Source organism: Candidatus Nanopelagicales bacterium (assembly GCA_037045355.1).
Classification (GTDB): Bacteria; Actinomycetota; Actinomycetes; order S36-B12.
In genome coordinates, this window is the sequence record JBAOHO010000026.1 from 395,331 (window position 1) to 407,222 (window position 11,892).

An 11,892-nucleotide genomic window follows, 5' to 3' on the forward strand; every position below is an offset into this window, starting at 1 on the left:
AGTCGGTGGATCGAACCTACCTCAGCCGCGCCTCCCACAGCCCTTTCCCACCGGCGGAAGTTCGAGCAACCGGCGCATGTACTCCGGTGCCGATCCGGCGCTATCCATCTTGTTCTTCCACGATGGTTTGACTCGATGAGTGTCACGCGAGCCGTAGTACCCGACGCCCGACACGAAGCGCTGGGTGATTCGATCGGCAGGCTTGTCGACAATTTCGGGCCACGGCACCTGCTTCATTCGCTGCGCGGCGTGGTCGTATGCCTCGGTCATTTCCCGGAATGCCTTACGCGCGAACCCGGGCACAGGTGCCCCGATCGTTGTCGACCCAGTGCGTTCCCACCTGTCGAGGCTGCGGTTCATCTGCTCGTACTCGACGTTCAAGGGGCACAGGATGCTCAGGTACTGCTCGGCGTAGACCTCTCGATCGGGCACGACGGGCACCCTGCTCTCGGCGCCGGAGGTCACTGACACAAGAAGCACCGAGGCGAGGGCGGTCGCTGACAGGGCTGAACGGCGCATAACTCGGGCTCCTTCCACCCCCACGGTAACCCCGGCGATCCGATGTAGATGAGCCGTTGAACTCTCAGGTTCCTCGCCGGTTGGTTGCGGGTGTGCCCGTGCTACTTCTTCTTCGGATCCTCGGACGAGTGATGGGTGGCGATGAGCCAGTCGCCACCCCGCTTCACGAAGACGAATGTGAACCTCGCGGGAACCTTCACCGTTCCACCGGACTCATTCGTGTATGTGAACCGGTACAGGCCCGTGGCGTAGCCCATCCCTCCATCGCGGCCGGTTCGGATGCGGTTCGTCGCGACCGTCAGATCCGGATTGCATGTCAGTCCGTCGAAGTAGTCCGTGATGTCGGGACGGCCCTGGATGTACTTCGTGAACGTGGCCAGCAGGATCGCATTCCTGGTGTAGAGCCGTGAGACGAGTGAGCCATCACAATCCGCAGTCTCGAGCGCCGCGATCCAGGACACGTATGCCTGCTCCACCACGGGCACTCGGGCCTGTGGTGGCGGATCGGCGAGAGCTGGAGGGGTCACGAGGACCAGTCCGGTCGCCGCTGCGATCGTGGCCAGAGTCCGATTTCGCACGGCGAGCCCTTCGCGAGTGGAGTCGCAACGTACCACCGGCGAGGTCTTCATCGGTGGAATGGTGGAGACGAATCCACCGATCGGCCGGGGCAGGAACCGGCAGCGACACGCCGCCCGGCGGGCGCGCACGCTACCCGCCGGCTCCGAATCGCACCACTGGGACGAAGGAGATGCGAGGGGGCCATTGTCCCGCATGCTTCGGGCGCCCGGTTTCGCTAGCCTGCGACAGCGCGCAGACAGAAGCCTGTGGAGGTGCCAGTGTCGACCGAGACAACAACGCCGAAGGACTCGGGGCCTTCGAAGCAAGGCGGCGCGGGGCGCTGGATCAAGCGCATCCTGATCACCATCGTCGTCCTCATTGTCCTCCTGCTGGCGGTTGTCATCGGAGCACTGCTGTATTTCCAGATTCCGAGCAACAGCGCGGGTTTGGCTGCGCAGAGTGTCTGCTCGGGGACCTTCGTCGCCGGCCGCGACCCCCAAGAGGTGTTCACCGACGACGTGCTGCCGCAGAGTCCGGCCCTGAGCGTCATCTCCATCGATGTCGATGAGGCGGGCCGGTCGGTGACGGCCAAGTTCTTGGGGGTCGTCGGTCGACAGGCCTCGCTCCTTCCGAACCGTGGTTGCGTGCTGGACCTACCAGCGGATCCCGCTGCAGTTCCGTATTCGCCGGCACCGCGCAGTCCGGAACTCTGGCCACAAGGGGATGCCGCGTTGCCGGTCAAGGATTGGGACTCCAAGATCGACGCCGCCGGCCTTCAGGAAGTCATGGACCAGGCCTTTGTCGGTGCCGGCGACCCGAATGCGGCCAACGCTCGCAGCATGGCCGTGGTCTACCGAGGACGGCTGCTGGCCCAGAAGCAAGCCGAGGGCTTCGACGACTCGACTCCGCTGCTGGGTTGGTCCATGACCAAGACGGTCAACGGGATGCTGTTCTATCAGAAGGCCACCGAGATGGGCCTTGACCTCAACACCAAGGTTGTCGATGCGTTTCCGGCCGACCGGGAGCCGCCCTGGGTCGCGCAATGGCGACAGGACGATCGTCGGAACATCACCGTCAACGATCTTCTCTTCATGAGAGCCGGATTGGACATCGCCGACGACTATGGGCCCTTGGGCAAGGTCGTCAAGATGCTCTATGGGCAACCGAGCATGGCCGACTACGCCGCGAGTCAGCCTCTGGTCGATCCGCCCGGCACCCAGTGGGCCTACAGCACCGGGGTTGCGGACATCATCAGCCAGGTCGCCCAAGGCATGTTCGCGACTGACGAGGAGTACTGGGCGTATCCGCAGAAGTCATTGTTCGAGCCCATCGGAGTCACGACGGGAACCCTGACGACCGATACCTCGGGTACCTGGGTCGGCGGCTCATACCTATGGGCGGACACCGGTGACTGGGCCCGAATGGGGCAGGCGATGCTGGACGACGGTAAGTGGGACGGAAGTCAGGTGCTCGAACCCGGCTGGTGGGACTTGGCCGGGACGCCCGCGATGCCTGACGGACCCGGACACGGGTACGGAGCTCAGACCTGGATTCCCGGTAGCCCCATCGGAGGCGAGTGCAACACCGCCACCGATGTTCCGAAGGACACCTTGACGATGGAGGGCCACTACGGCCAACTGGTGGCCATGATCCCGTCTCGCGACACGGTCATCGTGCGGTTGGGCTGGACGATCGACAAGACTCAGTTCGACAAGTGCCAGTTGATCAGTGACGTGTTGGAGACGCTGCCCGAATGACACCGGCGCATACCCCGCCAGTATGCGAGGCGTGGTCGTGCCGGTGAGTGAGTCGTGTCGGTGAGACGTCAGTCGATTCGGTAGGAGAGGTTCGCGGTGGCTGAGGACCCGGACTCACCACTGGAATACCGCGGGATCGTCACTTTCGCCCGGTCGCTTCCTCGCCCGACTCGAATGTTCATGGTTGCCGCGGCCATCAGCCAGATGGGCAACACCGGTCTCATCCTCGCGACCGCGACGATTTCGGCGGACGCAGCACCGACCGCTCCCCAGGCGGCCACTTACACAGCGGTGATGTTCTTCCTCTTCTTCGCGTGGTCGGCGCTGGCAACACCCTTCACGGGTCGATTGACGAGCTGGCTGGGGGCGCTTCCGGCCTTTCTGATGATCCAGGTCGCATCCTTCGCCGTGTGGGCGGCGATCGCCCTGCTCATCGGCTTGGGGATCCCCGGGTACCCACTGCTGCTCATCTCGTCTGTGGTGTTCGGGGCCCTTGCCGGATGGAACATGCCCCTGAATCAGGTGGCACTCAGCAGCTACGCGCCCACCGCCGATCGAGCGAGATCGATCGCGGTGATGGGCGCCGCGCAGGGGGTGGGCTCAGTCGTCGGGGGCCCGCTGGCGGGCTTGATCGTGGACTGGGTCGGGCCGATCTGGGTGTTGGCGTTCAACGCGGTCTCCTCGCTCCCATTGGCGTGGCTGATTGTCGCCGTGTCGCCCGTGCAGACCCCGCAAGCGCCAAGCCGTGCAGGTGGTTCGCTGCGAGCGGTCTGGAACGCGGTCCACTCGAAGACGGCCATTCGATCGGCTGTGGTCGTTGCCACGACCAGTGCGCTTCTGATCGGACCGATGACCCACATGGTCGTGCCTTTTGCCCGGGATCTGAATCATGAACTTGCTCTGCATGCCGGACTGCTCCTCGGGGCGTTAGCGGCCGGACACATGGTGTCGCCCGTACTTCTGCCTCGGCTTCGGCACGCGAATCACGGCGTGGCTTCTGTGCGGGCGTATGTCATGGCGGCATGCGCGATGGTGCTCGTTGCAGTGGTGGCCACAGTCCTGGACGGAAGCTCGGAGCTGATCATGCTCATGATGATCCTCATCGTCTTCGCCGCTGGCTCGATGACCGGACGCGCCTATCTGATCAACTTCGTCCAGACGGAGAGCGACGAAGAGAAGCGCACGAGTCACCTGGCCGCGTACTTCCTCGCGGTGACCGTGGGAGTCATGGTGGGGTCGCTCATCTGGGGCCAGTTGTTCGCAACTGTCGGGTCGGCCTGGTCGATGGTGATATTCGGAGTCGGAACCCTGCTGACGATGATCTTCTACTGGCGAGCTCTGCTGCGGGGGGACCGTAGTCCTGGCAGTCAGTCCGTTGGCAGTCAGTAGTCCTTTGCTGCGAGGTCGCCGGGCGAGAGTGGGGAATCAGTCCCTCGCCGCGGCAAGCTCCGCAGCAGCCAGCGCGAGGACGTCGTCGGCGTGACTGACGGCTATGAAATGACCGCCTTCGGTCACTGGATGCCAGATGGCGCCAGGCGTTCGGTCGGCAATCGACTTGTTGATCACCTCAGGCACCAAGGTGTCGGTGGTGCGCGGGGTTGACCGCTTTCAGGATCGCCTTGCGATACGTGCTCTGGAAGTCCTTCGCAGTCACACCGAGGACGTCGTACATGAGGGTGAATCCGGGATGGAAGTGAAGCGCCAGGCGACCACCCAGAGCATCTTGGCTGCTCAGATCCGCTGCGGCCCAGTTCGCCCCGAAAGCGCCGTAGCAGCCGTCGGCGATGTTGGTGTCGTGTACGAGACGTGCGGGATCCAAGTACGCGGCAGCGGTCAGCGCCCACGGCCCCCCTTCCGACCAGCCGGGGAGGTGGCAAGGCGACGAACAACCCCGGGAGAAACTTGGGCAAATCTGCTGCATCTAACCTGGCGGTCCCGTGCGAATACAACAATGAGCCTCCGGAAATCCCGAGGGGGCAGAGACGAAGGAGACACACAATGAACAAGCGACTTCTCGCCGGCGGGACCGCCGTTGCCTTGACCGCCTCGATGGGCGTCGGTGCGATCGGTGCCACATCCGCGCAAGCTGCCGGCAAGACCCCTCTGGCAGAGGTTCTCGTCGATGGCGACTTCGACAAGAATGGCAAGGATTACGACATCGTGACAGATGCGGTCCTGGCCGTACTCGGTGACGATCCCGCTTCGCCGGTCAGTCTGCTGACCAAGGGTGGCCAGCGGGCCACGGCGTTCCTCCCGACCGACGCGGCCTTCAAGCGTCTGGCCAGTGCCCTCACCGGCAAGCAGGTCAAGTCCGAGAAGAAGGCGTTCGAGGCTGTTGCAGGTCTGGGCTTGGACACTGTGGAGGAGGTCCTGCTGCTCCATGTGGTTCCGGGTGCGACGATCACCGCCAAGAAGGCGCTGAAGTCCGACGGCGCCAAGTTGACCACTGCGCAGGGCGAGAAGCTCGAGGTCATGGTCAAGCAGGCTCACTCCGACACCCCTCGGGTGTTCATCAAGGACCTGAGCAACACGTCCTCTGACGCTCGGGTGTTCGAAGTGGACATCAACAAGGGCAACCGCCAGATCGCTCATGGCATCAACGCGGTGCTGCTGCCGCAGGCGCTCTGATCGAGAGCGTCATGACAGCACTGATGCTGTCGGAATCAGCGCCCCCCACGGTGTGGAACCATGGTGCGATGACCGACTCGGATATTCAGGAACTGGGCGTGCGCCTGGCTTCCGGTGACGAGTCGGCCCTCACCGAGTCCTATCGCCGTTGGGGGGCGCTGGTTCACACCCTGGCGCTGCGCTCGGTCGGTGATCCGGGCCATGCGGCGGATATCACGCAGAACGTCTTCATCTCCGCGTGGCGGAACCGGAGTTCGTTCGACAACAGCCGAGGCAACGTTCCCGCCTGGCTGACGACGATCGCCAAACGGCGCATCGTGGACCACCACAGAAAAGCAGGTCGAACCCGGGAGGTCTCAGTGCTCGAGATCACCCAGCCCACTATCTCAGGCCCGGAGACTGCTGGAGTTCCCATCTCACCCAGCGAAACCGAAACAGACGCTGTGGTTGATCGTGTGGTCCTGCTCGACGAGTTGAATCAACTCGGTGAACCGGCGGGCTCGATCATGCGGTTGGCCTTCTTCGACGACCTCACCCACCAACAGGTCGCCGAGCGATTGGACCTCCCGCTGGGCACCGTCAAGAGCCACGTTCGGCGCTCCCTGCTGAAGAATGCGCGATCAGGCTGGAGGTGGCCCATGCCGCAGCACTGTGATCCCGACGCGCTGGCGCTTGCCGCCATGGGAGAACCCGACCTGTCGCCGGCCGACCGGGACCACCTGGCGACGTGCGATGTCTGCTCAGCAGAGTTCACCTCCCTGCGTCAGGTGGTGAGTCGGATGCGCGAATCGCGCGACATCGAACTGATCGATCCGCCCAATGCCGTGTGGCAATCCATCACAGCATCCATGAAGAACGGAGCCCGTCTCGTTGGGCGATCGCCGCCGATCCCAGGCGCCCGCGTCATGGACGAACTGGCTTCCACTCGGTGTCGCGGCAGCAGTCGGTGCGGTGCTCGGGGGACTGGTCACGGGGGTTGCCACCGTGGATCGGCAGGATGCCCTGCCGCCCTCACAGGTCGTGGCGCAAGCTCAGTTGGCGGCTCTGCCCGATGGAGTCGACACTGTTGGTCGCGGCTCGGCGGTCTTCGAGAAGGACGTCGACGGCGACGACTTGCTCGTGGTCAACACGAGCGGACTGGAGAATCCGCAGGGGTTCTATGAGGTCTGGTTGCTCAATCCCAAGACGTCGGGCTTGATCGCTGTCGGGACCGTCGGATCGGGCGCACAGGAGGTTACCTTCCCGGTGCCGGCGGGCATCGACCCTGCTGAGTTCTCGGTCGTGGACATCTCGGATGAGCCCCTCGACGGCGATCCCACCCACTCAAAGGTGAGTGTTCTGCGCGGCGCACTCGTCACATGACGCGGTTCTCTCGTCACATGGCTGAGAGGCACCGACCACCGAAGGGGTTGCCTACCGGTTGGGATCAGCCACCGGCCTTGCGGCGGAACTGACGGCCGCCGCCGGACTTCCCGTGGGTGCGTTGGTTGGTGGAGTGCGCATCGAGGTGCGCGTGGCCGGCCTGCTCCGCTTCGTGTTTACGCTCCAGCGCTTCCTTCATCTTCGCTTGGATGTCGGCGTTGGGCTCGTCGTGAGATGCGGCGGCGGTTCCTTCGGGGTCACGCGGGGTTTCGTCCATGGGATCAGTATGCCCGCCGGTGCACGGCCAGCGCCGAGCGGCGATACCGTGGAAGTGGGTGACGCCAGAACTGGGAGCGCGACGTGAACACGGCCATGCCGGACAACCTCCAAAACCCCGATAGCGATTCCCTGAACCCCGGCGGCACTCCGCAGGCTTTCGAGGCGAACAGCGCTGGGCGCTTGTGGCTCGGTATCGGATTCGCATTGGTCAGTGCGGTACTGCTGGTGGTGACATGGCAGGCCTACGGCAATCTGTGGTGGCTGACGCCAGTCGCCTTCGTCCCCATGTACGTGGCGCAGTACCGACTGCTGCCGCGTCGGTGGTCGGGACTGGCGGTGGGTATCGCCGCTGCGGGGTTCTGGGGTGCGCTGTTCGCCCAGGGGTCCACAGTGCTCCCACTGCCACTCGTGGCTCTCGGTGCGCTCGTCGCCGGGGGCCTGTGGTGGTTCCTGGGAGCGTTTCAGCGGCCATTCAGCGAGCGCACCGGTTACCGCTGGTTCATCGTCCAGATGCCGGTGTTCTGGGTTGGGTTCGATCTGGCGATCCAGAACAACGAGATCACGGGGACCTACAATTGGATCGCCTACCACCTCAGCGCCGCACCAGCTTTGATTCACGGCGTCAGCGTCATGAGCACCCCGGCACTCAGTTTTCTCCTCCTACTCATTAACGCGGCCATCGCTCTGGGGGTGCTGCGCGTGATCGATGCGCGCGGCTGGAGTCGCGGCGCTGTACCGATTCCGGCGCCGGTTGTGAAGTGGTCGACCGCCGTGACGGCCGGTGTGACGCTGATCTGGATCGTGACCAGTGTCGTCATCTACCAGCAGGTCAGCCAGAGGATGGGTCCGTCGGTCCGGGTCGCGACCGTTCAGCCCGGGCTCGCGAATGTGGCCACCGGACTGGTCGTCGTGGGGCCAGCAGATCCCGATCGGCCCGAATCGGAGCGGATCGATGCGCAGAAGCGGCAGCTGACGACCCTGACCAAGCAGGCCGCAGCTCGCGGCGCCCAATTGGTGATCTGGCCCGAGGAGATCTTGTCCTACGATCCCAGGGTCCAGCACACGCAGTGGATCCCGGACCTGGTACGGGAAACCGGGGTGTACCTCGTGCAGGGGTTCGTCATCGATCCGAAGAACTTCCAGGCACCCAACACCGCCCTGACGTGGGGTCCCGATGGAACTGTGGTGTCCGAGTACCTGAAGACCGAACGTGTGATCGCTGAAGGGGAGGCATTTCCACCCGGCACGCTGTATCCGATCACGACCACTTCGTTCGGTCGACTCGGTGTGATCATCTGCTTCGACATCGACTTCCCGAATGGCCCCGCCAGGCGCGAGACCTTGTCCGGAGCTCAGATCATCGCAGCACCGAGCATCGATTTCGCCTCTGGCGCGATCATCCGTACGGCCTCCACGGTCTTCCGAAGCATCGAGAATCGTGTCGGTTTCGCCAAAGCTGACATGGCGTGGGACTCCGTCATCGTGGCGCCTAACGGACAGGTCATCGCGCGCACTCTCAAGACGGATCCGCGCGGGGGAGAGGCGATCCTGGTCGAGGACCTGCCGCTGGGACCAGCCGATTCGCCGTTCACCTTGTACGGCGGCACGCCGTTCCAGTGGTTGTTGAACGTGGCATGGGTGCTGCTCGTGGTCGTCATGTTCACGACGTGGCGACGCACCCGTGCCGCGAACGCGGCGGACAGTCGGGCATCCGAGAGCAAGTAATCGCTCGCGGCCTAGGTTCGAGGATTTGAGGCGCGGGCGAACGTCGCTGGCGGTCAACGAGGCGAAGCTTCGGATAGTTTGGCACTGATGAAGCCCAAGGCCCTACTGGTAGAGGATGCCCCCGAGTTCGCGCTGCTCGGTGAGAAGTTGTTGGTGCGCGAGGGCTATGACGTCATGCACGTCACGGACGGCGAAACCGCTCTGACTCGGGCCCGCGAGGTGCACCCGGATCTCGTCCTCCTGGATGTCTCACTCCCAGGGATAGACGGGTTCGAAGTCTGTCGCCAACTTCGCGAGTTCTGTGATGCCTACGTCATCATGGTGACCGCACGAACCGACGAGATCGACAAGGTCGTCGGATTGTCCGTCGGCGCTGACGACTACGTCGTCAAGCCGTTCTCGCTGCGTGAACTGGCGGCCCGGATCGCCGCAATGCGGCGGCGCCCCCGGCAGCAACTCAATCCCGATGTACGTACCTTCGGTGGACTCACCATCGACACCGGGGCACGCGAGGTGGTTCTGGACGGTGAGCCGGTGGCGCTCACCCGCATTGAATATGAACTGCTCGAAAGGCTGTCGTCGGCGCCCCGCAGATCGTTCACGCGGGTCCAACTCCTCGAGAGTGTCTGGGGCGCCGAATGGTACGGCGATAGTCATGCCGTCGATGTTCACATCGCGAACCTGCGCCGGAAGTTGCACGAGAGCGGTGGCGAGCCGCGCTTCATCCACACCGTCCGCGGCGTGGGATTCCGGTTCGAGACTCCGAGCGGGTGAGGCGCAGATGAAAGGCATCCTGTTCAACCTCGTGGAGCAGATCGTCACTGAAGATCACGGTGCGGACATGTGGGACGACCTCCTCGACGATGCCGGTCTGTTCGGCGCCTACACCTCCATCGGCAGTTATGACGACGCCGAGATGATGGCCATCCTGGATGCCGCCTCGCAGCGCCTGGATGTCCCCGTTCCCGAGGTGGAGCGACACCTAGGCCGCCGGGCTCTACCGCTGTTCCTGGAGCGCTATCCCGAGCTCCGTGGTGATCACACCACCTCCCGTGGGCTGATCATGACCCTCAACTCCTTCATCCATCCACAGGTCCGGATACTGCACCCGGGTGCCGACGTCCCCGACTTCGACGTAGCGGAGATCGAGAGTGACTCCATCGAGATGACCTATCGGTCAGGCAGGCGTCTGTGCTTCTTCGCAGAGGGTTTGCTTCTCGGTGCAGGCGACGAATACGGCGAGAATATCGCCGTCTCGCAGTCCACGTGTATGCATGACGGTGCTGATCACTGCGTGCTCCAGGTCATGTGGGAATCACCGTGACCAGTGTCCGGTGGCGACCGTATGGCACGCCGTTTGGCGCGCGAACATGTTGCGCGGGTCCAGGCGGAGGAGATCGCCGAGTCCCGATTGCGGGAGTCCTTTGCGCGGCAGCAGGAACTGGACCTGGTCGCCCGGGTCGCAACCTTGGCCAACGCCAGTACCGACCTGCGCGGCACGTATCGCGATGTCCTGCCCATGGTGGTCGAACACGGCAACTGGACAAGTGGCCATGTGCTGCTGCCGGCTGCGGATGATCCCACTGTCCTTCGTTCGTGGGGCTTGTGGTTCCACACGAATCCGGTCATGGGAGCCCGGCTTGAAGCCGCCAGTCGCGACCGCGAGTTCGCCCTGGGTGAGGGCCTGCCCGGGATGGCGTTTCGGGACGGGCCGACATGGGAGCCTGACTTCTCGAGCTCCGTGACGTTCGTACGTCGCGACGTGCTCGCCGCCGGAAGTGCCTGCGCCTTCCCGGTCGTGGTGAAGTCGGACGTGGTGGCCGTGTTCGAGTGTCTCAGCCTCATCCCGCGACCCATTGACGAACGATTCCTGCACGTATGCGGCCTGGTGGGCACCGCCCTGGGACGGGCAGCGGAGCGGGATGTCGCTGCGTCCCTCGATCAGGCGGCCCGCCAGACACTGGAGAACGCCGTCACGGAGCGAACGCGCGAACTCGTCGAGGCGCGACGTTCCATCCAAGCGGGCGCGAGAGCCCGCCAAGCGTTCCATGCGGCGCTCAGTCACGAACTGGGCACTCCGTTGCATGCATTGCGCGCCGCTCTCGCCGGCGCCCATGACGCGTCCGATGACGATCTGCAGCGGCTCTTGGTCATCGCCGAGGAGGCCGCTGACGAGTTGCAGGACCGGGCCGCGAAACTCGTGCACAACGCCGAGCCGGAGTTGACGGACGAACCGCCCCAAGTCGTCGAACCATCCCAGATTCTGGAGCCAACGGTGAAGGCATATCGCAGGATCCTGGGCGACACGCCACGGAACCTCTCGGTCACGATCGACGAAAGCGCTGACCAGGCGGTATTCCTGGACGAGTCTGCTCTGATTCGCGGTGTCGAGGCCGTTCTGGCCGCCGCGCTGCTGGCGTCCGACAGCGGCGACATCGACATCTCGGTGCGGATGTCACCCACCGACATCCTTGTCGAGACCGGATTCCCCGGCACAGAGATCGAGGTGCCGGAACTGGCCCGGCAGTCCGCTGAGAACGCCGACGGCCAGATCACCTCGGCCGGCTCCGAAGGACGGACAACCATTACCTTGTCCATCCCGGGCGTCCTACCCGCCGCACAACGCCAGGGAGCCGTTGATCGGGTGCTGCTGGCGGACGACACCGCGATCATGCGCCAGCTCGGCAGCGCCATGGTGACTTCACTCGGACACCCAGTCGACGTCGTCAGCAACGGGGCCGAGGCAGTCGCGGCCCTGGCGGACACCGACTACGGCCTCGTGTTGATGGACCTGTCCATGCCCGAGTTGGACGGCTGGGAAGCGACGCGGCACATCCGGGCCGGAAAGGTCGGCCCAGGCGCCGCCGCGACCCCGGTAGTTGCCCTGACTGCTCACACGTCAGCCAAACACCTACTCCGAAGCCGGCTGGCCGGGATGGACGACGTCTTGACCAAGCCGTTCACCAAGCAGCAGTTGGCGGGGATCCTGGATCGTTTCCTGCCACCCAGCGCTGCTTCTTGACAGTTTCCTGAGGATCCCGAGAACGGCGGCAGAACTCCGCGG

The 11,892-nt window shown here is 64.2% G+C and carries 15 protein-coding genes; 8 read left to right on the plus strand and 7 right to left on the minus strand.

The features are described 5' to 3' along the window. Window positions 1–21: 21 nt before the first annotated feature. The gene (locus V9E98_14465) at window positions 22–519 is read right to left on the minus strand and encodes a hypothetical protein (protein ID MEI2718169.1); all 498 of its coding nucleotides are present in this window, start codon (window positions 517–519) and stop codon (window positions 22–24) included. A gap of 101 nt (window positions 520–620) precedes the next feature. Beyond that, complete coding sequence (locus V9E98_14470; protein ID MEI2718170.1) at window positions 621–1,148, minus strand: DUF4440 domain-containing protein; 528 nt, start codon at window positions 1,146–1,148, stop codon at window positions 621–623. Window positions 1,149–1,349: 201 nt separating this feature from the next. Between V9E98_14470 and V9E98_14475 the strand changes: the two genes are divergently transcribed. Both V9E98_14475 and V9E98_14480 read left to right on the plus strand, forming a co-directional pair. Further along, on the plus strand, window positions 1,350–2,834 hold the full coding sequence (locus tag V9E98_14475; GenBank protein MEI2718171.1) for a serine hydrolase: 1,485 nt from the start codon (window positions 1,350–1,352) through the stop codon (window positions 2,832–2,834). A 96-nt stretch (window positions 2,835–2,930) separates the two neighbouring features. Then, window positions 2,931–4,223 (plus strand): MFS transporter, encoded by a 1,293-nt coding sequence (locus V9E98_14480; protein MEI2718172.1) that lies wholly within the window; start codon window positions 2,931–2,933, stop codon window positions 4,221–4,223. A gap of 36 nt (window positions 4,224–4,259) precedes the next feature. Here V9E98_14480 and V9E98_14485 read toward each other — a convergent pair whose 3' ends face one another. Further along, on the minus strand, window positions 4,260–4,400 hold the full coding sequence (locus V9E98_14485) for a hypothetical protein (protein ID MEI2718173.1): 141 nt from the start codon (window positions 4,398–4,400) through the stop codon (window positions 4,260–4,262). 1 nt (window position 4,401) lies between these two features. Continuing rightward, a complete protein-coding gene (locus V9E98_14490) occupies window positions 4,402–4,653 on the minus strand; it encodes a hypothetical protein (GenBank protein MEI2718174.1) in 252 nt (83 codons plus the stop codon). 179 nt (window positions 4,654–4,832) lie between these two features. Between V9E98_14490 and V9E98_14495 the strand changes: the two genes are divergently transcribed. Next, window positions 4,833–5,462, plus strand: coding sequence for a fasciclin domain-containing protein (locus tag V9E98_14495; protein MEI2718175.1), 630 nt, complete (start codon window positions 4,833–4,835; stop codon window positions 5,460–5,462). A gap of 163 nt (window positions 5,463–5,625) precedes the next feature. On the opposite strand, the gene V9E98_14500 is transcribed toward V9E98_14495, so the two are convergent. Both V9E98_14500 and V9E98_14505 read right to left on the minus strand, forming a co-directional pair. Next, the gene (locus V9E98_14500; protein MEI2718176.1) at window positions 5,626–5,835 is read right to left on the minus strand and encodes a hypothetical protein; all 210 of its coding nucleotides are present in this window, start codon (window positions 5,833–5,835) and stop codon (window positions 5,626–5,628) included. Between the two features lie 43 nt (window positions 5,836–5,878). Next, on the minus strand, window positions 5,879–6,052 hold the full coding sequence (locus V9E98_14505; GenBank protein MEI2718177.1) for a hypothetical protein: 174 nt from the start codon (window positions 6,050–6,052) through the stop codon (window positions 5,879–5,881). 280 nt (window positions 6,053–6,332) lie between these two features. Here V9E98_14505 and V9E98_14510 point away from each other — a divergent pair, with 280 nt between their 5' ends. Then, entirely contained in the window at window positions 6,333–6,824 is a 492-nt protein-coding gene (locus V9E98_14510; protein MEI2718178.1) for an anti-sigma factor, read from the plus strand. A 64-nt stretch (window positions 6,825–6,888) separates the two neighbouring features. Here V9E98_14510 and V9E98_14515 read toward each other — a convergent pair whose 3' ends face one another. Then, window positions 6,889–7,101, minus strand: coding sequence for a DUF5302 domain-containing protein (locus V9E98_14515; GenBank protein MEI2718179.1), 213 nt, complete (start codon window positions 7,099–7,101; stop codon window positions 6,889–6,891). A gap of 83 nt (window positions 7,102–7,184) precedes the next feature. Here V9E98_14515 and V9E98_14520 point away from each other — a divergent pair, with 83 nt between their 5' ends. The 4 genes from V9E98_14520 (at window position 7,185) to V9E98_14535 (ending at window position 11,850) form a co-directional block, all read left to right on the plus strand. Then, a complete protein-coding gene (locus tag V9E98_14520; GenBank protein MEI2718180.1) occupies window positions 7,185–8,828 on the plus strand; it encodes a nitrilase-related carbon-nitrogen hydrolase in 1,644 nt (547 codons plus the stop codon). An 87-nt stretch (window positions 8,829–8,915) separates the two neighbouring features. Then, complete coding sequence (locus V9E98_14525; protein MEI2718181.1) at window positions 8,916–9,602, plus strand: response regulator transcription factor; 687 nt, start codon at window positions 8,916–8,918, stop codon at window positions 9,600–9,602. A 7-nt stretch (window positions 9,603–9,609) separates the two neighbouring features. After that, window positions 9,610–10,152 carry a heme NO-binding domain-containing protein gene (locus V9E98_14530; GenBank protein ID MEI2718182.1) on the plus strand — a complete coding sequence of 181 codons (543 nt, stop codon included), beginning with the start codon at window positions 9,610–9,612 and terminating at the stop codon, window positions 10,150–10,152. A gap of 21 nt (window positions 10,153–10,173) precedes the next feature. Continuing rightward, window positions 10,174–11,850, plus strand: a complete 1,677-nt coding sequence (locus V9E98_14535; protein MEI2718183.1) for a response regulator — start codon at window positions 10,174–10,176, stop codon at window positions 11,848–11,850. The last annotated feature ends 42 nt before the right edge of the window (window positions 11,851–11,892 follow it).